Origin of the sequence: Streptomyces sp. AA1529 (assembly GCF_000280905.1) — a bacterium.
In the GTDB taxonomy this organism is placed as follows: Bacteria; Actinomycetota; Actinomycetes; order Streptomycetales; family Streptomycetaceae; genus Streptomyces.
On sequence record NZ_ALAP01000031.1, the window covers coordinates 13,425 to 34,400 of the forward strand.

Below are 20,976 nucleotides of genomic sequence, written 5' to 3' on the forward strand. Positions count from 1 at the left end.
GCGCGCGGACGGCCCCGTCCGCACTGCGGGAGACGGCCGTGCGGGCGCGCGCCGGAGCCGCGCCGGGAGCGCCCGGCAGCCGACGCTCCGCCTTCTCTCCCCCTGCCCGAACGGGGGCGCGCTCAGCCGCTGGGTGGGATCTCGCCCGAGCCGCGGGCGATCAGCGTCGTCGGCCGTGAGACCGTACGCGGTTCGTCGTCGGCGCCGTCCAGCCGCCTGAAGAGCAGTTCGGCCGCGCTGCGGCCGAGGTCGGCCGGGTCCTGGGCGACGACCGTGACCGGCGGCGAGAGCAGATCGGCCAGCTCGAAGTCGTCGAACCCCACCAGCGCCACCGGCCGCTCCCGCCGCTCGGGTGCGGCCAGCACGCGCACCAGCGTGACCGTCACCCGGTTGTTGCCCGAGAAGAGCGCCGTCACCGGCTCGCCGCCGCGACCGCCCGCCAGCATCCGGACCGCGTCGGCCCGCACCCGGTCGGCGTCCGTGCCGCCGGGCGCCACCCAGGCCTCCGCCACCGGCAGCCCCGCCTCGGCCATCGCGGCCCGGTAGCCGCGCAGCCGCTCCTCCGCGGTGTGGATCCCGGGCCGGTCGCCGATGTACCCGATCCGCCGGTGCCCGTGTGCGATCAGATGGGCGACCCCCTCGCGTGCGCCCTCGAAGTTGTCGGAGAGCACCAGGTCCGCGGCTATCCGCCCCGGGGGCCGGTCGACGAAGACGGTGGCGACACCCGCGGCGATCTCGGGGGCCAGATAGCGGTGGTCGTCACTGGCCGGGATGATCACCAGGCCGTCGACGCGGCGGGCGCACAGTGCCAGCGCGAGTTCCTGCTCCCGCTCCGGGTCCTCCGCACTGGACCCGTTGATCAGCAGCGCCCCGTGCGCGCGGGCGACCTCCTCGACCGCCCTGCTGAGCGGGGAGTAGAACGGGTCGGCGAGGTCCTCCAGCACCAGGCCGATGCTGGCCGTGGTCCCCTTGCGCAGCACGCGGGCACTGTCGTTGCGCCGGAAGCCGAGCGAGGTGATGGCCTCCTGCACCCGCTGCTCGGTGTCCTGGGAGACCCCCGCCTCGCCGTTGACGACCCGGGAGACGGTCTTGAGGCCGACACCCGCCTGGGCGGCGACGTCCTTCATCGTCGGCCGGCCCGCGTGGCGGCGCCCGCCGCGGCGCGTCCCTGCGGCGCGGGGGCTCCCGGGGAGCGGGGGGCGGGCGGGGTCGGAGGCGTCGGCGGCCACGGCTGCTGTCCTTGTCCTGGGGAGCGGAGGTCGGCGCGGTGCGGGGTGGATGGGCGGTGGGTGCGGTCCGGCGAGGGGTGCGCCGGTGCTGCGGGCGGGTTCGGTGATCGCGGTACGGAGCAGCATAGCGGCGTCGGCGCGGCAGGTCTGGACAACGTTGTCAGATCACGGAAGTCTTGCAAGACTTGTGCGGTCCGCCCCGCGCACCGTGCGGGCCCGCCACCGCACGCGCAGGAGCCGACCGACCATGCCCAACGACCTCGTCGCCGCGCTCGACATCGGTGGCACCAAGATCGCGGGTGCCCTGGTGGACAGCGGTGGCGGGCTCCTGGCCCGCACCCAGCGGCCCACCCCCGCGCAGGAGAGCGCCGAGCGGATGGCCGCGACCGTGGACGAGGTGCTCGGTGAACTGACCGCGACCCCGCACTGGTACCGCGTCGGCGCGGTCGGCATCGGCAGCGCCGGCCCCGTGGACGCCAAGGCCGGCACCGTCAGCCCGGTCAACATCCCCGCCTGGCGCGCCCACCCGCTCGTCGCCGGGGTCCGCGACGGGGCGGGCGGGCTCCCCGTCGCGCTCATCGGCGACGGCCCGGCGATCGCGGCGGCCGAACACTGGCAGGGTGCCGCCAAGGGCCATTCCGACGCCCTGTGCATGGTTGTCTCGACGGGCGTCGGCGGGGGCCTGATCCTGGGAGGCGCCCTCCATCCGGGCCCCACCGGGAACGCCGGGCACATCGGCCACATCAGTGTCGACATGGACGGGGCCCAGTGCCCCTGCGGCTCCTACGGCTGCGTCGAGACCGTCGCCAGCGGCACCAACATCGCGCGCCGCGCCCTGGAGGCGGGCTGGCGCCCCGGCCCCGACCAGGACGCCACCGCCGCGGGCGTGGCCGCCGCCGCCCGCGCGGGCGACCCGCCCGCCCGCGACGCCTTCGAACAGGCCGCTCGCGCCCTGGCGGCCGCCATCGCCGCCACCGCCACCCTCGTCGAGGTCGATATCGCGGTCGTCGGCGGCGGTGTGGCCCGCGCGGGCGAGGTGCTCTTCGCCCCGCTGCGTACGGAGCTCAAGCGGTACGCGACCCTGCCCTACGTCCAGGACCTCGCACTGGCCCCCGCCGCCACCGGTACCGACGCCGGGCTGATCGGCGCGGGGGCCGCGGGCTGGAAACTGCTGGAGACCGGCGCGGTCTGAGCCCCCTGGCCGCGGATCCGGGTGGTCAGGGGAGCCGGTTCTGCCCTCCGTGGCCGGGCCCTCCGCCGGCCGGCCCCGCGTACCCGGTCCCCGGGGCGTTCTCCGGGGCGCGGTCCTCCGGGCCGGGGGAGGCCGGAGGGCGCGGCTCCGCCGCCACGGCGCGGGCGTACGCCGCGGGGGAGACGCCCACCGCGGCGGTGAAGTCCCGGATGAGATGGGACTGGTCGCTGTAGCCGAGCTCGGCGGCGAGCCGGGCCCAGTCGGTCCCGGGGCCCCCGGCGCGCTCCATCGCCTCGTGGACCCGGTACCGCAGGATCGTCCACTTCGGAGTGACCCCGACGTACGTGGCGAACAGCCGCTGGAGACTCCGCACGGAGCGGCCCCCCGCCGCGGCGAGATGCTCGACCCGCCGCACCGAGCGGTCCGTGCGCACCCGGTGCGCCAGGGCCATGGCCTGTTCGGCCGCCGGGTCGGCGGCAGGACGCAGGGAGAGCAGGAAGGCGTCGAGCGCGGCGACCCGCTCTCCCTCCCGGTCCGGGGCCAGCACCCGGGCCGGCAGCAGGGCGCCGTCCGGGCCGAATGCCTCGTCGAGCGCGAGCCCTCCACCGGTGAGCTGCGCGAGGGGGCGTGGCGCGGTCAGGAAGGGCCGGAACCCACCGGGCCGGAACTGCACCCCGACGACCCGTCCGACGGACTCGAGTTCGGTGGCGAACACGCCGGTGCCCACCCCGGACACCAGCCCCGTCGCCGGTGCCGCAGCCGCCGGGCCGCGCCGTTCGAGGACGAGGTTGACGCACGGGTGCGGCACGACCCGGGCGACGTAGGGCTGCTCGAGATTCCAGTCGATCAGCCAGTAGTGCTCGATCCAGCGGCGCAGTGGTTCGGCGGGGAGCCTGCGCCGGAAGTCGACCCGCGCCAGCAGACCGGAGGCCTGCACGATGCCCCGGGTGTCCCGGCGGGGAGCGTCGCCGTCGCTCCCGCTCCCCGGGGGAGCGCTGCGACCTGCCATGACGTGGATCCTATGTCGTGTTTCTTCAAGTCGCCGCCGCGGGCCCGGCCTAGCGTGGCGGTATGACGAACACGATCCCCCCTCTTCTCGACAGTGCGGCCCGCGCGACCGACCCCGTGGTCCGCGGGGTACGGGACGAGCAGCTGGACCTGCCCACGCCGTGTGCCGACTACGATGTGCGGGCTCTGCTCAACCACCTCCTCCACGTCGTCATCGGCTTCCAGGCGCTGGCCGGCCGGGGCACCGCGGACTTCAGCAGCACCCCTGACCGGCTCACGGGGGACTGGCGCGCCCGCTTCCGGGAGGAGACGGCCGGGCTGACGAAGGCGTGGTCCGCCCCCGACGCACTGGAGGGTGTCTCGCAGGGCATGGGGCTGCCGCAGCGCACCGTCGCGCACATGGTGATGGGAGATCTGCTGGTGCACGGCTGGGACCTCGCCCGCGCCACGGACCAGGACTACCGGCCCGATCCGGCCGTGCTCGACGAAGCGGGGCCCGCCTTCGCGGAGATGGCGCCCATGGCCCGCAAGGCGGGGGTCTTCGGCGAGGAGATTCCGCCGCCTCCCGGTGCCACTCCCTTCGAACGGCTGCTCATGCTCTCCGGTCGCGATCCCGGCTGGTCTTCCCGCTGACGCCGCCCCGCGCCGTTCCCGGCAGTCAGCCGCGGACCGGCTGCCGCCCGCTCGGCCGTCGCCGGGCCCCTCGGCCGCGGATCGACCGACCGGCCCTCCGACGGTCCCGCGACCGGCGGCCCGCGGCCCGCGACCGGCGGCCCGTGACCGGCGGCCCGTGACCGGCGGCCGGGCCGCCGCCCGGATCGGGGCCGGACACTTCCGTCCGTGGACACCGATCCCCCTCCCAGGGGTCGCACGCGCCTGCAATACGCGCCGGGGCGCGGGCGCCGTGCCTCGTTCAGCGCCGGGAGAGCCGCCCCGGCGCGTTTCCCGCACCGGGTGATGCGGGCAGCTGAACGGGGACAACGGATGAGGGGGAAACACCGTGATCGTCTGGCTGAACGGCGCTTTCGGCGCGGGCAAGACCACTGCGGCGTACGAACTCCTGGACCTGCTCCCAGGCAGCACGCTCTACGATCCCGAAGTCATCGGCGCGGAACTGCGCTGGATGCTGCCGAAGGAACACCTGGCACAGATAGCCGACTTCCAGGACCTGCGCTCGTGGCGGCGGCTCGTGGCGGACACGGCCGCCGCTCTGCTGAGCGAGGTCCCCGGGCCGCTGATCACACCCATGACGCTGCTGCGCCGCGAGTACCGGGACGAGATGTTCGGCGCCTTCGCCGCGCGCCGCATCCCCGTACGGCACCTGCTGCTGCACGCCGAGGAGGCAGTGCTGCGCGAGCGGATCGACAGCCGCGCCGCCGCGGACGGCGGCACCGCCAGGGCCTGGTGCCTGAGCCATCTGCGTCCCTACCAGGAGGCGCTGGCCTGGATCGAGTCGGAAGCACACACCATCGACACCACCCACCTCGGTCCGCGGCACACCGCCGAGCGCCTCGCCGAGGCGATCGGCGCGGGGGAGGGCGCCGTGGACATCGTGCAGACCCCCGAGCCGACGGCCGAGACGGTCGCCGCCGGAATCCTGCTGTTCGACGACCGCGACCGGGTGCTGCTCGTCGACCCGACCTACAAGCCCGGCTGGGAGTTCCCCGGCGGCGTCGTGGAGCGCGGGGAGGCCCCCAGCGCCGCCGGAGTGCGCGAGGTGTTCGAGGAACTCGGGCTGCGGCTGACCGGTGAGCTCGGGCTGCTCGTCGCCGACTGGGAAGCGCCGCGGCCGCCGGGGTTCGGCGGGATGCGGCTGCTCTTCGACGGCGGACGGCTCGCCCCGGGGGAGGCCGCCGCTCTCCTGCTCCCCAGCGCCGAACTCCGTGACTGGCGGTTCGTCACCGAGGACGAGGCCGCGGAACTGCTGCCTCCGGTGCGGCTGGAGCGGCTCCGCTGCGCCCTGCGGGCCCGCCGTGCGGGACAGCCGCTGTACCTGGAGGGCGGCGTCCCGACCGGCGCGGCCGATCCGAGCAGGCTGCTGCGCTGAGCCGGGCCGCCTCCTCTCCGCCCGGCGGCGCCCCGGCGACCGCCTCTCCGCCGTCCGGGCCGGCCCCTGGTGCCGGGCGGGGACCGGTCCCGTGTGCGGGACCGAGCCTGCTGCCGGAGCCGGAGCCGGAGCCGGAGCCGGAGCCGGAGCCGGAGCCGGAGCCGGAGCCGTCTCCGGTCCGGGCCCGCCGCGGACACCAGGGGTGCGTGCCCGGGCCCGGGCTCAGGCCCCCGCGGCCTGCTCCGCGTAGCCGCGCAGGAACAGCGCCTCGGCCACCGCCATCCGCTCCAGCTCGCGCGGGTCAACGCTCTCGTTGACGGCGTGGATCTGCGCCTCGGGCTCGCTCAGACCGATGAGCAGGATCTCCGCGTCCGGGTAGAGCGCGTCCAGCGCGTTGCACAGCGGGATCGAGCCGCCCATCCCCGCGACCTGCATCTCCTGTCCGCCGTAGGCCGCGCTCAGCGCCGTGGCCATCGCGGCGTACGCCGGGCTGGAGGTGTCGGCGGTGAAGGGCTGGCCCTTGCCCACGACCTCCGTCGACACCCGCGCCCGCCACGGCACGTGCGACTCCACGTGCGCCACCAGCAGTTCGATGGCCTGCTCCACATCCGCGCCCGGCGGGATCCGCAGCGAGACCAGCGCACGTGCCGATGCGTGCACCGAGGGGGTCGCACCGACCACGGGCGGGCAGTCGATGCCCAGGACCGTCACCGCGGGCCGGGCCCACAGCCGGTCGGCGACGGCCCCGCCGCCGCTCAGACCGACCCCGTCCAGCACCTTCGCGTCCCGGCGGAAGTCCTCCTCCGGATAAGCCATCCCCTCCCACCGGGCGTCCGCCGCCAGGCCGTCGACGACGGTGTTGCCCTCGGCGTCCCGCAGCGAGTCCAGCGTACGGAGCAGCGCCGCCAGCGCGTCGGGAGCCGCTCCGCCGAACAGCCCCGAGTGCAGATTGCCCTCGAGGGTGTCCACCTGGACCCGCAGCAGGGTCATTCCGCGCAGCGAAGCCGTCACGGTCGGCAGGCCGCAGCGGAAGTTGCCCGCGTCCCCGATGACGATGGTGTCGGCCGCCAGCAGTTCGGGGTGCTGCCGCGCGTACTGCTCCAGACCGCCGGTGCCCTGCTCCTCGGAGCCCTCCACGATCATCTTCACCGAGACGGGCAGTCCGCCGTTCTCCCGCACGGCCCGCAGGGCCAGCAGGTGCATGATGAATCCGCCCTTGCAGTCCGCCGCGCCCCGCCCGTACCAGCGCCCGTCGGCGCCGTCGGTGAGCTCGAACGGCGGCGTGTGCCAGGCCGCTTCGTCCAGCGGCGGCTGCACGTCGTAGTGCGCGTACAGCAGCACCGTGGGAGCTCCTGCCGGGCCGGGCAGGAATCCGTACACGGAACGGGTGCCGTCCGGTGTCTCCAGGGCGGCCACGTCCTGGAAGCCCTCGGCGCGCAGCGCCTCCGCGACCCAGTCGGCCGCGCCCTCGCACTCGCTCCTGGGGAACTGCTCCGGATCCGCCACCGAGCGGAAGGCCACCAGCTCGGCGAGTTCCGTCCGCGCCCGCGGCATCAGCGAGGCCACCGTCGCGGCCACTCCCCGTCCGGCACCGGCACCGGAACCCGGTGCGGCCGGTCCGGAGTACCCGGAGGAAGCAGACGAAGCAGATGAGTGAGGCATGGCCGTCGGGTCGGACGGGGGGTGCTGCATGGGAACGCTCCTTGTGGGCGCGACGTTGGCACACGTGTACGGAGACATGTGTATCGCACATGGGCGGGCCCGTAGGATGCGGTGGGCCATCCGTACGCCGAGGTCAAGCGGGAGCACAACACATCGTGAGCAGCGAGCACGCAGCCGGGAACGAGGACGTCGAGCCTGCGGAGAACTCCGGGGCGGATCCGGCGGACCAGCCCCTCGAAGGGAGCGCGGCCGGCGGCGAGGAGCGCCCCGTCTGGGACGTGGTCGTGGTCGGCGCCGGGCCCGCCGGGGCCGCGGCCGCCTACGCGGCCGCGGTCGCGGGCCGCAGCGTGCTGCTGCTGGAGAAGGCCGAACTGCCCCGGTACAAGACCTGCGGCGGCGGCATCATCGGCCCGTCCCGCGACGCGCTGCCTCCCGGCTTCGATCTGCCGCTGCGGGAGCGGGTGCACGCCGTGACCTTCGCGCTCAACGGCAAGCTGTCCCGTACCCGGCGCTCGCGCAGCATGCTCTTCGGGCTCGTCAACCGCGACGAGTTCGACAACGGCCTGGTCGAGTCCGCCGTCAAGGCCGGTGCGGAGATCCGTACCGGCGCCTCGGTCTCCCGGGTCGAGCAGCACGGCCCGGCCGTGCCCGACCGCCGCACGGTCGCCGTCGTCCTGGCGGGTGAGGAGCAGCCGGTCCTCGCCCGCGCCGTGGTCGGCGCCGACGGCAGCGCCAGCCGGATAGGTGCCCACGTCGGGGTCCGGATGGACCAGGTCGACCTCGGCCTGGAGGCCGAGATCCCGGTCCCGGAGAGCGTGGCGGAGGACTGGGCCGGGCGGGTGCTGGTGGACTGGGGCCCGCTGCCCGGAAGTTACGGCTGGGTCTTCCCCAAGGGCGACACCCTCACCGTGGGGGTCATCTCGGCACGCGGCGAGGGCGCTGCCACCAAGCGCTACCTCGACGACTTCATCGGCCGCCTCGGTCTGGCCGGTTTCGAACCCCGCGTCTCCTCCGGCCATCTGACCCGCTGCCGGGCCGAGGACTCGCCGCTCTCCCGCGGCCGGGTGCTGGTCTGCGGAGATGCGGCCGGTCTGCTGGAGCCCTGGACCCGCGAGGGCATCTCCTTCGCGCTGCGCTCGGGGCGCCTGGCGGGGGAGTGGGCCGTCCGGATCGCCGAGGCGCACGACGCGGTGGACGCGCGCCGGCAGGCCCTCAACTACGCCTTCGCGATCAAGGCCGGTCTCGGCGTCGAGATGGCGGTGGGACGGCGGCTGCTGCGGATCTTCTCCCGCCGCCCCGGGGTCTTCCACGCCGCGCTCACCGGATTCCGTCCCGCGTGGAACGTCTTCGCCCGCTTCGCCCGCGGCGCCACCTCCCTGGCCGAGGTCGTCCGGGTCCACCCGCTCGCCCGGCGGGCGCTGGACACCTTCGACCGTCGTGAGGCCGCGGAATCCCGGGCGGCGGACGGCGCGTCCGCATCCGGGACAGCGGACTCCGCGTTTGGAACCGGTGGCGGCGACACCTCCGGCAGCCGCGAGGGAGGGGACGACGGTGACGGCGGCGGGGGTGACGAGCCGGCCGCGGGAGGCCGCCGGGCGTAGCCGCGCGACCGTCGCCCCGGGCGCACGGTCCGCTGTCGGCGGCTCCGGGTGCCGGCAGCGGCGCCGGCCGACACCGTCGGGGCCCGGAGGGGAACGTCACCCCGGGCTCCATGGCGCGCACGGGTCCGGGTCGGCTCCGGGCTCCGTCCCGGGCCGGTGGTCTGCGGAGGCTGGGGCCGCGGAGGCCCGGTCGGCTGCGGGGTCCGCCGGAGGGGTGCGCACTGCGGCCCGTCGGGAGCGCTGACGCGTCCCGTCGCGTACGGAGCGTACGGTCCCCGCGCGCCCGGCCGTTGCCGAGGGGGAAGGCGCGGCACACGCCGACGGCAGGTACGGTCCCCGTGGGTGCGCCCGGCGGTTGCGCCCCTCAGTCGGTCAGGGTGAGCCGGAAGACGGGATGGCGGTCCGCCACCGCCCGGATCTCCTCGTCGGAGGAGTCCGGGCCCACCTCGAAGAACGCCCCGACCTCCCACTTCCACTTGCGCAGATAGGCCCGCAGGATCTCCGGCTTCTCCGCGTCGGGCACCTCGGCGGCGGTGAAGTGCCGGCCCCGTCGGCCGTGGAACAGCTCGCCGCCGCCCGCGGCCCGCATGTTGCGCGTCCACTGGACGTGCCCGCGGGCCGCGACCAGGTAGAGCCCTCCCTCGTGCCGGAGCGGGTTGACCGGTGTGCGGCGCCACTCGCCGCTCTTGCGGCCCTTGACCGCCAGTACACGTGAACCCGCCAGGCTGACGCCTCTCCTGGAGAGCCAGGAGACGGTCCGGTTCAGCACCTTGTTGGTGAACCAGCCGGGGCGCTTGACGTACGGCTCGGGTGACATCGGTGTCCTCCGTCGAGGAGTGGTCGGATGGGCGGGAAGCGGACCCGCGGGGCGCTCCGTGGTCGGATCGGCCATCGAAATCGGTGATCCGAATCGAGAGCACTGCTCTCGTCGTGAAGCAGTGTTGCACTTCTGGTGCTCCAAAACAAGAGCAGTGCTCTCGCAAAAGATGGACCCCCGGGACAGGACCCCGGGCTCACCCTCCGGACGCCGCGGGCAACTCCACGGTGATCCGGAGCCCGCCGGCCGGGCGCGGGGTGAGGGTGAGGGTTCCCCCGTGGGCCTCGGTCACGGTCTTGACGATGGCCAGGCCCAGCCCGACGCCGGCCTGGTCGGTGCGGACGCGCTCGCTGCCGCGCCGGAAGGGTTCGGTGAGGGTCGCGACCAGTTGCGGGGTGAGCCGCTCGCCGGTGTTCTCGACGGTGAGCACCACGGACCCGGGCCGGACGCCGGTGTGCACCCGCACGGTGCCCTCTTCCGGGCCCTCTTCCGGCACGTTGTGGACGATCGCGTTGTGCACGAGGTTCGTGGTGAGCTGCAGCAGGAGTGCGGGCGAACCGCTCGTGGGGGCGATGTCGCCGCTGGTCTCCAGGGTGACGCCGTGGTTCTCCGCGAGTGGGTGCAGCGTTTCGGCTGCTTCTTCCGCGACCAGGGACAGGTCGACGTCCTCCCGGGTGAAGGACCGCCGGCCGGCCCGGCTGAGCAGGAGCAGTGCCTCGGTGAGGTCGATCGCCCGGGTGTTGACGGTGTGGAGGCGGTCGACGAGTTCCCCGGTGTCGCGGTGCGGATCGGCGCGTGCGACGTCGAGGAGCGTCTTCGAGATCGCCAAGGGGGTGCGCAGCTCGTGCGAGGCGTTGGCGGCGAACCTCTGCTGTTCCGCGACGTGTGCTTCGAGCTGCGCGAGCATCGTGTCGAAGGCGTCCGCCAGCTCGCGGAACTCGTCCCTGCGACCCGGCAGCCGGATCCGGTGGGACAGCGATCCGGCCGCTGCCGTGCGGGTGGCACGGGTGATGCGGTCCAGCGGCGCGAGCATGCGTCCGGCGAGGACCCATCCGCCCAGGAGGCCGAACACCAGGAGGAACACCAGCACAGCGGCTGCCGTCGGGGCGAAGTCGCGCACGAAGAGGGTGCCCGGTGTGAGTCGTACCGCCCCCGACTCATTGGTCTGCAGCCATCCCTGCCGCAGCAGGAACACTCCCACGGCGACGAGCAGCAGGGCACCCGCGAGCATGAGGAAGCCGGCGTAGCTGAGGGTGAGTTTGAGGCGCACGCTCAAGCCGGGCTGCCTAACCACGGACGGCACCACCGTGCCCGGCGGCGGGTGCGGTGTCGATGCGGTAGCCGACGCCCGGCACGGTGGCGATGATCCAGGGTTCGCCGAGGCGCTTGCGCAGCGCCGAGACCGTGATGCGGACAGCGTTGGTGAACGGGTCGGCGTTCTCGTCCCACGCCCGCTCCAGCAGTTCCTCGGCGCTGACGACCCCGCCCTCGGCGGCGACGAGGATGTCCAGGACCGCGAACTGCTTGCGGGTGAGCGCGATGTAGCGGTCGTCGCGGTAGACCTCGCGGCGGAACGGATCGAGGCGCAGGCCCGCGATCTGCCGTACCGGAGGCCGGTTGTGGCCGCGCCGCCGGTCGAGGGCCCGCAGCCTGAGCACCAGCTCCAGTAGCTCGAAGGGCTTGGTGAGGTAGTCGTCGGCGCCGAGCTCGAACCCGGAGGCCTTGTCGTCGAGGCGGTCGGCGGCGGTGAGCATGAGCACGGGCATGCCGCTGCCGGAGGCGACGATGCGTCTGGTGATCTCGTCGCCGGAAGGGCCGGGGACGTCGCGGTCGAGGACGGCGATGTCGTAGCTGTTGATGCCGAGCAGCTCCATGGCGGTGTCGCCGTCGCCGGCGATGTCGGCCGCGATCGCTTCCAGCCGCAGGCCGTCGCGGATCGCATCGGCCAGATAGGGCTCATCCTCGACGATCAAGACACGCATGCATCGAGGATATGAGTCGGCACATATCGTCCGCGTATCGAGAATCGCATACGTGCCGGCAACACCCGGTTGTCTTCACTCGCGGTATGTTCCGATTCCAGTCCCCGGCAGGGGAACCGCCCCTGCGTGCTCGCCGGCTGACCGCCGCCGGCCTGACGGCCGTCGTGGCCGCAGCGGCAGTCACGGCGGGAGGCGCCGCCGTTCTCACCCCTCGGGCGTCGCAGTCCGCGCCGCTCTCGCCCGCCGCGTCCTCCCGGGCCGCCACGCCGGCCACGGCCTCCGCGTCGGCCTCCGGCCCCCCGGCCGCGGCGCCCCCGGACTCCACCCCGCCACGCGGCGGGCCCGGTGGCGGGGTGGGTGCGGCCGACGGTGTCGTCCCCGACGGGGTGACCGTCTTCGACGACACCTATCCGGCCGTGGCCGAACTCGATCCGCAACTGCTCAAGGCCCTGCGCCGGGCGGCGAAGGACGCCGCGAGCCGCGGTGTCACCTTCCACGTCAACAGCGGCTGGCGTTCGCCCGCGTACCAGAACGACCTCCTTCGCCAGGCGGTCGCCCGGTACGGATCAGCGGAGGAGGCCGCCCGTTGGGTGGCCACCGCGGCGACTTCCCCGCATGTCGCGGGCAAGGCGGTGGACGTCGGAGGCTCCCGGGCGACGGAGTGGCTGTCCCGGCACGGTGCCGCCTACGGGCTGTGCCGGATCTACGAGAACGAACCCTGGCACTACGAACTGCGCGCCGGGGCGACCACCGGTGGCTGCCCGCGGAGATATGCCGACCCCACCCGTGACCCGCGCATGCGGCAGTGAGCAGGGAGTCCCGGTGAACAGCGAGAGCACGGACGAGCGGGAGCAGACGACGATGATCCAGGCGGACCCGGCGGCGACCGGAGCGGACAGTCCGGCGGCCGATGGCGCAGGAGCCCGGACCGAGGACCGCCCCCGGCCGGGCCCGTGGCGGCGCGGCCCGCTGCTCACGGCGGGTGGGCTGCTGCTCGGCCTGCTTCTGCTGCTGCACGGGCAGCTCACCGACCGGGCCGGGCTGGGCAGCCTGGTGGAGACCTTCCTGCCGTGGTTCGGCCTGTTCGTCCCGGTGCTGCTCGCCGGGGCGCTGCGGCGCCGCTCCGCCTCCGCGGCCGTCGCGTCGCTGTTGCCGGTCACGGTGTGGCTGAACCTGTTCGGCGGGCTGCTGGGCGACAGCTCCCACGGGGGCGGTGACCTCACCGTGGTCAGTCACAACGTCGCCGCCGAGAACCCCGATCCGGTCGGCACCGCCCGTGAGCTGGCGGCCTCCGGTGCGGATCTGCTGGCGCTCGAGGAACTGACCGACCGGGCCGTGGGCAGCTACGGGAAGGAGCTGGCGAAGGAGTACCCGTACCACACCGTGCGGGGCACGGTCGGCCTGTGGAGCAGGCTGCCGCTGTCGGACACCCGGCCGGTCGACGTCCTGCGGGGCGATGCCGGGCCGCTGGCCGAGCAGGCGCGGGCCGAGGGGCCGGAGGAACCGCCCCGCGCGCTGCGCACCACGGTGGTCACCGGGAAGGGGCCGCTGGCCGTGTACGTGGTGCATCTGGGGTCCGTGCGGGTGATGCCCGGGAGCGGGTTCTGGACGGACTCGCGGGACGCGGGCGCGAGGAAGCTCGCCGCGGCCGTCGCCGCCGAGCGCGGCGAGCGGATGCTGGTGCTCGGCGACTTCAACGGCACCATGGACGACCGCGCGTTCGCCGGCCTCACCTCGCGGCTGCGCTCCGCCCAGGAGGTCGCCGGGGACGGGTTCGGCTTCAGCTGGCCCGCGAGGTTCCCGATGGCGCGGATCGACCGGATCCTGGTCCGCGGTGTGGAGCCGAAGAGCGCGTGGCTGCTGCCGGCGACGGGCAGTGACCACCGGCCGGTGGCGGCGGGGATCGGCTGGTGACCCCGGGTGACCCGCCGGGTGCCATATCGTCGGCGCTCGGGGACCGCGCCGGCCCGGGATGTGAGCGGTGCTCTCGCTGCTGTGCGCTGTTCGCACACCGGGCGCCGGCGGAGACCGCGGCATGCCGGGGCGGTGCGTGGCGTGCGATGAGTGGCGGGCGGTGCGCGGAGGTGCGCGGCGGTGAGCGGTATGGTGAGCGGTGCTCTCACTGTTGAGCACTGCTCCCGCAGCTGGCACACTGCTCCGTATGAGCAGGATGCAGGGCGCCCGCCAGCGGGCGCGGGGTGAGATCACCGAAGCGATCAAGGAAGAGGCGCGCCGCCAGCTCGCCGAGCAGGGCGCCTCCCGGCTCTCCCTCCGCGCCGTCGCCCGCGAACTCGGGGTGGCCTCCTCCGCCCTCTACCGCTACTTCCCCAGCCGCGACGAGCTGTTGACCGCACTGATCATGGACGCCTACGACGCGCTGGGGGCAGCCGCCGAGGAGGCGCTCGCCGAAGCCGAGTCGGCGGGAGACTCGCACCTCGTCCGCTGGCGCGCCGTCTGCCGCGCCGTCCGCGGCTGGAGCCTGGCGCATCCGCACGAGTACGCGCTGCTCTACGGCTCGCCCGTGCCCGGGTACGCGGCACCTTCCGCCACCATCCGGCCGGCCTCCCGCGCCGCTCTGGCGCTGCTGACGGTGCTGAGCGACGCCTACGCGGTCGGGGCGCTGCGCGTGCCCGCCCGTGCCGCGGTCGCGCCCGCGCCGGTACTGCGGGACACCGAACGGCTGGTCGGGGAGTTGGCGGTGCCGCTGCCCCCGGCGGTCGCCGCGGAGGCGGTGGCCGCGTGGGCGCAGCTGTTCGGACTGGTCGGCTTCGAGCTGTTCGGCCAGTTCGCCAACGTGATCGACGCACGGGACGCGTTCTTCGACCACGCCGCCGAGCGTCTCGCCGACCAGGTGGGCCTCCGCCGCTGAGCCGCGCCCCGCCGAGGCGTTCGCCCGCGGGAACCGCCCGCGTACTCCCCGCGGAGTAGCCGGGACCACCGCGCCCGGCTGACGCGGCGCCGCCCGCGGCGCGGCTAGCGTGCAGGACGTGACCAGCACACCGTCCTCTCCCAGCCCGGCGTCCGGCACCGCGGAGCAGCCCCGGACCACCGGCTCCGGGCCGGCACCGGCCGCGGGGACGCCGGGAACGCCTTTCCGGTGGTGGCCCCGGTTCGGGACCGGCCCCCGGCCCCGGCGCCTGCCCTGGCCCTCCTCGCTCGCCGTTCTCGTGATCCAGCAGGTCGGTTCGGGTTTCGCCGCGCACAACCAGCGGGACACCGCCGCGGAGCTGGACCCCGCAGCGCGGCTGCTGCTCGCGCTCGGGCCGCTCCTGCTGCTGCTGCGCCGGCGCTTCCCGCGTACCGCGGTGTTCGGGACCTCGGCGGTGACGCTGGGGTACCTGGCGGCCGGATACCCCTATGGGCCGGTGCTGCTCAGCGTCGTGGTGGCCGGGTTCGGCGCGCTCGTCGCCGGGTACCGGTACGCGACCTGGAGCGCGCTGGCGATGCTGCTGGTGGGCCGGCTGCTGGCGGCCCACGTCTGCTACCGCTGGCTGCCGCCGGGAGGGGACGGGCCGGGGGCCTGGGGTACCGACCTGTTCATGGCCGCCTGGGCGGTGGCGCTGTGCACGGCCGGTGAACTGGCCCGGGTGCGATCCGCCGAGCGGGCCCGGCGGGAGCGGGAGGAGGCGGAGGCCGCGCAGCGCCGGGCGGACGAGGAGCGGCTGCGCATCGCCCGGGAGCTGCACGACGTGCTGGCGCACAGCATCTCCGTGATCAACGTCCAGGCCGGGGTCGGGCTCGCGCTGCTGGACTCGGACCCGGAGCAGGCGCGTACCGCGCTCGGCACCATCAAGTCCGCCAGCAGGGAGGCGCTCGGCGAGGTGCGCCAGGTGCTCGCGACGCTCCGGACGCCGGGGGAGGCGCCCCGCGCGCCCGCACCGGGCCTCGGCCGGCTCGGCGAACTGGCCGAGCAGGCGGCGGGCGCCGGGCTGCGGGTGACCACCGGAACCGAGGGCACGCCGGTGCCGCTGGCGCCGGGGACGGACCTGGCGGCGTTCCGCGTCGTCCAGGAGGCGCTCACCAACGTCGTGCGCCACTCGGGCTCGCGCACCGCTCGCGTACGGGTCCGCTACGGCGGGGACGTGCTGGAGCTGCGTGTCGACGACGACGGCCCGGCCACCGGCTCGGGGCCGCCCGGCGGCGGCAACGGGCTGGTGGGGATGCGCGAGCGGATCGCCGCTTTCGGCGGCACCGTCGAGGCGGGCCCGCGCGCGGACGGGGGCTTCCGGGTGTGCGCGACGCTTCCGCTGTCCTCCGGCGAGGAGCAGGCGCCGCTACAGTGAGCGGCCCGGCGAACCGAGGAGAGAGACCGTGATCCGTGTGCTGCTCGCCGACGACCAGGTTCTGGTGCGGGCCGGATTCCGTGCGCTGCTGGACGCGCAGCCCGACATCGAGGTGGCGGGGGAGGCGGCCGACGGCGCGGAGGCGGTCGCGCTGGTACGCGAACGCGCCCCCGATCTGGTGCTGATGGACATCCGGATGCCACTGGTCGACGGCCTGGTGGCCACCAGGCGGATCACCTCCGACCCGGAGCTGAGCGCGGTCAAGGTGGTCATGCTGACCACCTTCGAGCTGGACGAGTACGTGTTCGAGGCGCTGCGGTCGGGAGCCTCGGGGTTCCTCGTCAAGGACACCGAGCCGGACGAACTGCTGCGGGCCGTCCGTGCCGTGGTGGACGGGGACGCGCTGCTGTCGCCCGGCGTCACGCGGCGGCTGATCGAGGAGTTCGCGGCCCGCTCCAAGGAGCCGGCCGCGGTCGAGGGGCTGGCCGAACTCACCGAGCGCGAGCGGGAGGTGATGGCGCTGGTGGGGATCGGGCTCTCCAACGAGGAGATCGCCCGCCGGCTCGTCGTCTCGCCGCTGACCGCCAAGACCCATGTGAGCCGGACGATGGTCAAGCTGGGCGCCCGCGACCGTGCCCAGCTCGTCGTCCTGGCCTACGAATCCGGCCTGGTGCGCCCGGGCTGGCTCGGCTGAGCGCCGCGCCCGGAGCCGCTCCGGCCGGAACCCGCGCGGTGAACCGGGGGAGCCGGACCCCCGGGGGCGGGACTCCGCGCGCCGGAGCCGGGAGAGCGGACCGCCTCCCGTCACCTGTCCCGTTTGCGGCGCACGTAGAGCTGTTTGCGGACGCGGGCGACCACGGTGCCGTCGGCCGCGGTGACCGTCGATTCGAACCAGGGCAGCGCTTTGGCGCCGTCCGCCGTCGCGGCGCGGATCTCCTCCAGCCGGTCCTCGGTGAGTTCGAAGTCGGCGTAGACGTCGCCGCGGCCGGGTGAGACGAACTCGACCTCTGCGCTCTTGTCCCACACCACGTAGTCCGGGCCGAGCCGGTTGACCGCCAGCAGCGCCCAGAAGGGGTCGCTCATGGAATAGAGCGACCCGCCGAACTGGGTGCCGAAGTAGTTCCGGTTCAGCCGGCCGAGCTTCAGCCGGACCCGGGCGCTGCTCCAGTCGTCGGCGATCTCCAGGACGCGGATGCCCGCGAACCGGTACGGCGGGTACCAGTTCAGGGCGCGCAGCAACCCCTTCGGGGTGCGCAGCACGTGAGCCATGGCCGTGAAGCTACCACGCTCCTACTGTTGAGTAACAGGCGGCGGTGATCACTCCCGCGCCGGGCCGGCGCCGGGCTGGCGGGCCGCCGGCCGGTCCGGCCGGCGGCATCCGCTCACTCCTCCAGGAAGCCCGCGAGCGTCCTCGTCAGCTCCGCGGTGGCATCCTCCTGGACCAGATGTCCGGCGCCCTCGAGCAGCCGCAGCCGGGCGCCCGGGATCGCCGCGACCAGCCGGTGCGCGCGCTCGACCGGGATCCAGGCGTCGTCGGTGCCCCAGCAGACGAGGACGGGCAGCGCCAGCTCGCCGTACCGGTGCTCGATCTCGTCGGTCCAGCGCTGGTCGTTCTGGGCGATCTGCCGGTAGAACGCGCTCCGTCCCGCCGGGTCCAGCCACGGCGCGGCCAGCTGCGCCACGACGTCCCCGGGCAGGCCGGGACCGCCGACGGAGGAGACGTACTCCCGTACCAGCGCCGCGTGCAGTGCGGGCGGGAGCTGGGCGAACACCTCGGAGTGCTCGCCCAGCAGCCGGTAGGCCGGGGACCCCCAGGGGGCCAGAGCCACGACGTCCACCAGCGCCAGCCGGGAGTAGCGCGCACCGTGCAGCAGGTGTGCGCGCAGCGCCACGGCGCCGCCGAAGTCGTGCGCCACCACGGCGGGCTGCTCCAGGCCCCAGTGGTCCAGCAGTTCGGCGAACAGCTCGCCCTGGGCGCGCAGCGACACCTCCTGCCCCGCGTACTTGGCCGAAGTGCCGTATCCGGGCATGTCCCACACGTGGACGTGGTGGCCTCCGGCGAGGCTCCGGGCGACGTTCCGCCAGGTGTAGGAGGACCAGGGTGTCCCGTGCAGCAGTACGACGGGCGGCAGCGCGGGGTCGCCCAGGGCGGCCCAGCGTACGGTCCCCAGGGCACTTTCGTAGCTGCGATCCAGCGTCCAGGTGTCGTTCATGCGCACCACTCTGCGGGCCGCGGGGCCGCCGGACCACTGGCTGGAGTGACGATGAACGCAAGGATCCGGCCAGCTGGAGCCCGGCCCGTGCTCACCCGCCCGGCAGCACGGCGCGCCGTGCCGCCGCCGCGGTCAGCGCGGCGGCTCCCGCCAGCAGTGCGACCGTCAACAGCGCCGCCTGCAACGAGAACCGCTCCGCCAGGAACCCGATCGCCACCGGGCCCAGCAGGATTCCGCCGTATCCGAGCGTGGAGGCCGCCGCCACCCCGCCGGGCCCGGCCAGATCCCCTGCCCGTCCGATGGCGATGGGGAAGACGTTGGCCAGGCCGAGGCCGGTCAGGACGAAACCCGCGAGGACCGCCCACACCGACGGTGCGAGCGCGCCCAGCAGCATGCCGCAGCAGCCCAGCGCCCCGCCCCAGATCAGTACGCGGCCGGGCCCCAGGCGCTCGACGAGCGTCGTGCCGGAGAGCCGCCCCACCGTCATGGCGCCGGCGAACACCGAGTAGCCGGCGGCGGCCAGGGCCGGGCCGGCGCCCAGGTCCTCCGCCAGGTGCAGCGCGCTCCAGTCGGCCAGCGCTCCCTCGCCGTACGCGGTGCACAGTGCGATCGCCCCCAGGATCGCGACCGCCCGGCGGGCGCGGTGGGGCGGATCCGGCGCGGGTACGGGACCGGCGTCCGCCCCCGGTGTGTCGTGTCCGGGCGCCGGGCCGGCACGGCGGGGGCGCGGCGGGCGCCGGGCGGCGGTCAGCGGGAAGCGCAGCAGCGGCCGGGCGGCGAGCGCGGCCAGGGCCAGCCCGGCCGCGGCGAGCAGCAGCAGGTGCCGGGTGGGGCTCAACGCGCCCGCCAGCAGGCCGCCCAGGCCCGCGCCGAGCATGCCGCCGAGGCTGAAGGCGGCGTGGAAGCCCGGCATCGCGGGGCGGTCCAGCGCCGCCACCAGGTCGACCGCGGTGCTGTTGAGGGCGACGTTCATCCCGCCGTACGCGGCGCCGAAGACCAGCAGCACGAGGCCGAGGGCGAGCGGGGAGCGGGTGAGCGGCGGAAGTGCCACGCTGAGGGGCAGCAGGAATCCGCAGCCGAGCAGGACGGGTTGGTTGCCGAAGCGGGAGCACAGCCGTCCGGTCGCCATCATGGTGACCACGGCGCCCGCCGAGAGGCCGAGCAGCGCCAGGCCGAGCGCGCTGTCCGAGGCGCCCGTCCGGGCCTTGACTGCGGGGATCCGGACGACCCATCCGGCGAAGAGGAAGCCATCGAGAGCGAAGAAGACGGTCAGGGCGTGGCGGAAGCGGCGCAGGTCCGGACGGTGGGGAGCGGCGGGGTACCGGCCGCCGCGCTCCTTCGCACCGGCGAGCGCCGACCGTATTTTGTTTAGTGTCGGCACAAAGAGAGAATAGAGGCGTGACCCGCACACGTACAACGAGGTTGGAAAGAGGGCGTTCGGCCCTGGGGCCCGCACTGGAGCTGGTCCACACCGGTCAGGCGCCCACCCGCGCCGTGCTCACGGCCGAACTGGGGGTGACCCGCGCGACAGCGGGAGCCGTCGCCGCCGAACTGGAGGCCCTCGGACTCATCACCGTCGACCCCCACCCCACCGCACCCGTGGGCAGCCAGGGCCGGCCCTCGCACCGGCTCGCCGTCGATCCCGCCGGACCCGTCGCGCTCGCCGCGCAGATCCACGCGGACGGCTACCGCGCGGCGCTGGTCGGTCTCGGCGGGCGCATCGTCGCCACGGCGCCCGGCTGCGGCACCGTGGACGCCGACCCCGCGCAGGTCATCAGCGAAGTCGTGGCCGCGGGCGCGGAGTTGCTGCGCTCCCGCGGACGGCGCTGCGTGGGCGCGGGACTCGCCGTGCCCTCCGCGGTGGCCGAACCGGAGGGCACCGCGCTCAACCCGCTGCACCTCGCCTGGGAGGCGGGTGCCCCGGTGCGCGACACCTTCCGCGCCTGCCTCGCCGAGGCCGGGGTCACCGGCGCCGACGGCGCCACCGTCACCGGCTTCGCCGGCAACGACCTGAACGTCGCCGCGCTGGCCGAGCACCGGCACGGTGCCGGACGCGGAGCCCGCCACCTGCTCGTCGTCGGCACCGGCCACCACGGCGTGGGCGGCGCGCTCGTGCTGGACGGGCGGCTGCACACCGGGAGTTCGGGCCTGGCCCTGGAGGTCGGCCATCTGACGGTGGATCCCGACGGCCGCCCCTGCCACTGCGGCAGCCGCGGCTGCCTGGACGTGGAGACCGACCCCGCGGCGCTCCTCGCCGCCGCCGGGCGTCCGGCCAGCCCCGGGACCTCCCTGCTCACCCAGGCCGCCGAACTGCTCCGCACGGAGTACGGCACCGACCCCGCGGTCCGCGAGGCGGCCGGCCGGCTCGTCGACCGGCTCGGACTCGGACTCGCCGGACTCGTCAACATCCTCAACCCCGACCGGATCGTGCTCGCCGGACTGCACCGCGCCCTGGTCGAGGCCGACGGCGAACGGCTGCGCGGCGTCGTCGCGGACCGCAGCCTGTGGGGGCGCAGCGGCGGCGTCCCCGTCCTGCCCAGCGAGCTGGCGCACAACTCCCTCGTCGGGGCCGCCGAGTCGGCCTGGCAGCCGGTGCTCGACGACCCGCTCGCGGTGCTGGGGGGATGACCCCCATGCGCATCCGAGCGGGTGCCGCACGTGAGCTCGGCAGGCTCCAGGAGGTCGAACGGGCGGCGGGCCGGTGGTTCCGCGGCATCGGCATGCCGGAGATCGCCGACGACGAGCCGCCCACCCGGCAGTGTCCGCGCGCGATCCGGTCCCGGGAGACCGCCGCCGGGCTGGACCGCCGGCCCCGGGTGTGCATGCGCCGCGAGGCCGCCGCCCCGACGCGCGGCGGCCCTCGCCCGGTGGGGTAGCCGCGCCGGGCCGCCCCGCGTGCGACCGTGGAGCAGCCCGGCACCCCCCGCGCTGCTCCCGGAGAG

Annotated in this window: 20 protein-coding genes; 11 read left to right on the forward strand and 9 right to left on the reverse strand. The window is 74.9% G+C overall.

The annotated features are described in order from the left end of the window. Positions 1-122: 122 nt before the first annotated feature. Positions 123-1,127, reverse strand: coding sequence for a LacI family DNA-binding transcriptional regulator (locus A949_RS0109185; RefSeq protein WP_051019440.1), 1,005 nt, complete (start codon positions 1,125-1,127; stop codon positions 123-125). A gap of 349 nt (positions 1,128-1,476) precedes the next feature. On the opposite strand from A949_RS0109185, the gene A949_RS0109190 reads away from it, so the two are divergent. Further along, positions 1,477-2,421, forward strand: coding sequence for an ROK family protein (locus A949_RS0109190; protein ID WP_019355715.1), 945 nt, complete (start codon positions 1,477-1,479; stop codon positions 2,419-2,421). A 25-nt stretch (positions 2,422-2,446) separates the two neighbouring features. On the opposite strand, the gene A949_RS0109195 is transcribed toward A949_RS0109190, so the two are convergent. After that, a complete protein-coding gene (locus A949_RS0109195) occupies positions 2,447-3,430 on the reverse strand; it encodes a helix-turn-helix domain-containing protein (RefSeq protein ID WP_019355716.1) in 984 nt (327 codons plus the stop codon). A 62-nt stretch (positions 3,431-3,492) separates the two neighbouring features. On the opposite strand from A949_RS0109195, the gene A949_RS0109200 reads away from it, so the two are divergent. Both A949_RS0109200 and A949_RS0109205 read left to right on the forward strand, forming a co-directional pair. Next, entirely contained in the window at positions 3,493-4,062 is a 570-nt protein-coding gene (locus A949_RS0109200) for a TIGR03086 family metal-binding protein (RefSeq protein ID WP_019355717.1), read from the forward strand. Positions 4,063-4,429: 367 nt separating this feature from the next. After that, on the forward strand, positions 4,430-5,476 hold the full coding sequence (locus A949_RS0109205; protein WP_019355718.1) for an NUDIX hydrolase: 1,047 nt from the start codon (positions 4,430-4,432) through the stop codon (positions 5,474-5,476). 222 nt (positions 5,477-5,698) lie between these two features. Here A949_RS0109205 and A949_RS0109210 read toward each other — a convergent pair whose 3' ends face one another. After that, positions 5,699-7,054 carry a M20/M25/M40 family metallo-hydrolase gene (locus A949_RS0109210; protein ID WP_019355719.1) on the reverse strand — a complete coding sequence of 452 codons (1,356 nt, stop codon included), beginning with the start codon at positions 7,052-7,054 and terminating at the stop codon, positions 5,699-5,701. Between the two features lie 239 nt (positions 7,055-7,293). On the opposite strand from A949_RS0109210, the gene A949_RS0109215 reads away from it, so the two are divergent. After that, positions 7,294-8,739: a geranylgeranyl reductase family protein gene (locus A949_RS0109215; RefSeq protein ID WP_019355720.1), complete on the forward strand. Its 1,446-nt coding sequence runs from the start codon at positions 7,294-7,296 to the stop codon at positions 8,737-8,739. Positions 8,740-9,103: 364 nt separating this feature from the next. Here A949_RS0109215 and A949_RS0109220 read toward each other — a convergent pair whose 3' ends face one another. The 3 genes from A949_RS0109220 to A949_RS0109230 all read right to left on the reverse strand — a co-directional run bounded on the left by A949_RS0109220 (position 9,104) and on the right by A949_RS0109230 (position 11,538). Further along, the gene (locus A949_RS0109220; protein WP_019355721.1) at positions 9,104-9,556 is read right to left on the reverse strand and encodes a nitroreductase family deazaflavin-dependent oxidoreductase; all 453 of its coding nucleotides are present in this window, start codon (positions 9,554-9,556) and stop codon (positions 9,104-9,106) included. 196 nt (positions 9,557-9,752) lie between these two features. After that, entirely contained in the window at positions 9,753-10,826 is a 1,074-nt protein-coding gene (locus A949_RS0109225) for a sensor histidine kinase (protein ID WP_019355722.1), read from the reverse strand. 16 nt (positions 10,827-10,842) lie between these two features. After that, positions 10,843-11,538 carry a response regulator transcription factor gene (locus A949_RS0109230; protein ID WP_019355723.1) on the reverse strand — a complete coding sequence of 232 codons (696 nt, stop codon included), beginning with the start codon at positions 11,536-11,538 and terminating at the stop codon, positions 10,843-10,845. 86 nt (positions 11,539-11,624) lie between these two features. Between A949_RS0109230 and A949_RS0109235 the strand changes: the two genes are divergently transcribed. The 5 genes from A949_RS0109235 (at position 11,625) to A949_RS0109255 (ending at position 16,515) form a co-directional block, all read left to right on the forward strand. Continuing rightward, positions 11,625-12,347 (forward strand): M15 family metallopeptidase, encoded by a 723-nt coding sequence (locus tag A949_RS0109235; protein WP_019355724.1) that lies wholly within the window; start codon positions 11,625-11,627, stop codon positions 12,345-12,347. 52 nt (positions 12,348-12,399) lie between these two features. Beyond that, positions 12,400-13,452, forward strand: a complete 1,053-nt coding sequence (locus A949_RS0109240; protein WP_026004481.1) for an endonuclease/exonuclease/phosphatase family protein — start codon at positions 12,400-12,402, stop codon at positions 13,450-13,452. A 247-nt stretch (positions 13,453-13,699) separates the two neighbouring features. Then, a complete protein-coding gene (locus A949_RS0109245; RefSeq protein ID WP_026004482.1) occupies positions 13,700-14,407 on the forward strand; it encodes a TetR/AcrR family transcriptional regulator in 708 nt (235 codons plus the stop codon). A 118-nt stretch (positions 14,408-14,525) separates the two neighbouring features. Further along, positions 14,526-15,821 carry a histidine kinase gene (locus tag A949_RS0109250; protein ID WP_019355727.1) on the forward strand — a complete coding sequence of 432 codons (1,296 nt, stop codon included), beginning with the start codon at positions 14,526-14,528 and terminating at the stop codon, positions 15,819-15,821. 28 nt (positions 15,822-15,849) lie between these two features. Further along, entirely contained in the window at positions 15,850-16,515 is a 666-nt protein-coding gene (locus A949_RS0109255; RefSeq protein ID WP_019355728.1) for a response regulator, read from the forward strand. Positions 16,516-16,625: 110 nt separating this feature from the next. Here A949_RS0109255 and A949_RS0109260 read toward each other — a convergent pair whose 3' ends face one another. From A949_RS0109260 to A949_RS0109270, 3 genes are all read right to left on the reverse strand, one after another. Continuing rightward, complete coding sequence (locus tag A949_RS0109260; RefSeq protein ID WP_019355729.1) at positions 16,626-17,090, reverse strand: DUF4442 domain-containing protein; 465 nt, start codon at positions 17,088-17,090, stop codon at positions 16,626-16,628. A 113-nt stretch (positions 17,091-17,203) separates the two neighbouring features. Further along, on the reverse strand, positions 17,204-18,034 hold the full coding sequence (locus A949_RS0109265; protein WP_019355730.1) for an alpha/beta fold hydrolase: 831 nt from the start codon (positions 18,032-18,034) through the stop codon (positions 17,204-17,206). A gap of 91 nt (positions 18,035-18,125) precedes the next feature. Beyond that, positions 18,126-19,415 (reverse strand): MFS transporter, encoded by a 1,290-nt coding sequence (locus A949_RS0109270; RefSeq protein ID WP_019355731.1) that lies wholly within the window; start codon positions 19,413-19,415, stop codon positions 18,126-18,128. 17 nt (positions 19,416-19,432) lie between these two features. Between A949_RS0109270 and A949_RS0109275 the strand changes: the two genes are divergently transcribed. After that, positions 19,433-20,662: an ROK family protein gene (locus A949_RS0109275; protein WP_026004483.1), complete on the forward strand. Its 1,230-nt coding sequence runs from the start codon at positions 19,433-19,435 to the stop codon at positions 20,660-20,662. Between the two features lie 5 nt (positions 20,663-20,667). Next, positions 20,668-20,910 carry a hypothetical protein gene (locus A949_RS0109280; RefSeq protein WP_019355733.1) on the forward strand — a complete coding sequence of 81 codons (243 nt, stop codon included), beginning with the start codon at positions 20,668-20,670 and terminating at the stop codon, positions 20,908-20,910. The last annotated feature ends 66 nt before the right edge of the window (positions 20,911-20,976 follow it).

Coding starts and splice junctions, on each gene's coding strand:
- A949_RS0109185 (WP_051019440.1), bottom strand. CDS start 1,127: ATGAAGGACGTCGCCGCCCAGGCGGGTGTCGGCCTCAAGACCGTCTCC.
- A949_RS0109190 (WP_019355715.1), top strand. CDS start 1,477: ATGCCCAACGACCTCGTCGCCGCGCTCGACATCGGTGGCACCAAGATC.
- A949_RS0109195 (WP_019355716.1), bottom strand. CDS start 3,430: ATGGCAGGTCGCAGCGCTCCCCCGGGGAGCGGGAGCGACGGCGACGCT.
- A949_RS0109200 (WP_019355717.1), top strand. CDS start 3,493: ATGACGAACACGATCCCCCCTCTTCTCGACAGTGCGGCCCGCGCGACC.
- A949_RS0109220 (WP_019355721.1), bottom strand. CDS start 9,556: ATGTCACCCGAGCCGTACGTCAAGCGCCCCGGCTGGTTCACCAACAAG.
- A949_RS0109230 (WP_019355723.1), bottom strand. CDS start 11,538: ATGCGTGTCTTGATCGTCGAGGATGAGCCCTATCTGGCCGATGCGATC.
- A949_RS0109235 (WP_019355724.1), top strand. CDS start 11,625: ATGTTCCGATTCCAGTCCCCGGCAGGGGAACCGCCCCTGCGTGCTCGC.
- A949_RS0109240 (WP_026004481.1), top strand. CDS start 12,400: ATGATCCAGGCGGACCCGGCGGCGACCGGAGCGGACAGTCCGGCGGCC.
- A949_RS0109245 (WP_026004482.1), top strand. CDS start 13,700: ATGAGCAGGATGCAGGGCGCCCGCCAGCGGGCGCGGGGTGAGATCACC.
- A949_RS0109260 (WP_019355729.1), bottom strand. CDS start 17,090: ATGGCTCACGTGCTGCGCACCCCGAAGGGGTTGCTGCGCGCCCTGAAC.
- A949_RS0109265 (WP_019355730.1), bottom strand. CDS start 18,034: ATGAACGACACCTGGACGCTGGATCGCAGCTACGAAAGTGCCCTGGGG.
- A949_RS0109280 (WP_019355733.1), top strand. CDS start 20,668: ATGCGCATCCGAGCGGGTGCCGCACGTGAGCTCGGCAGGCTCCAGGAG.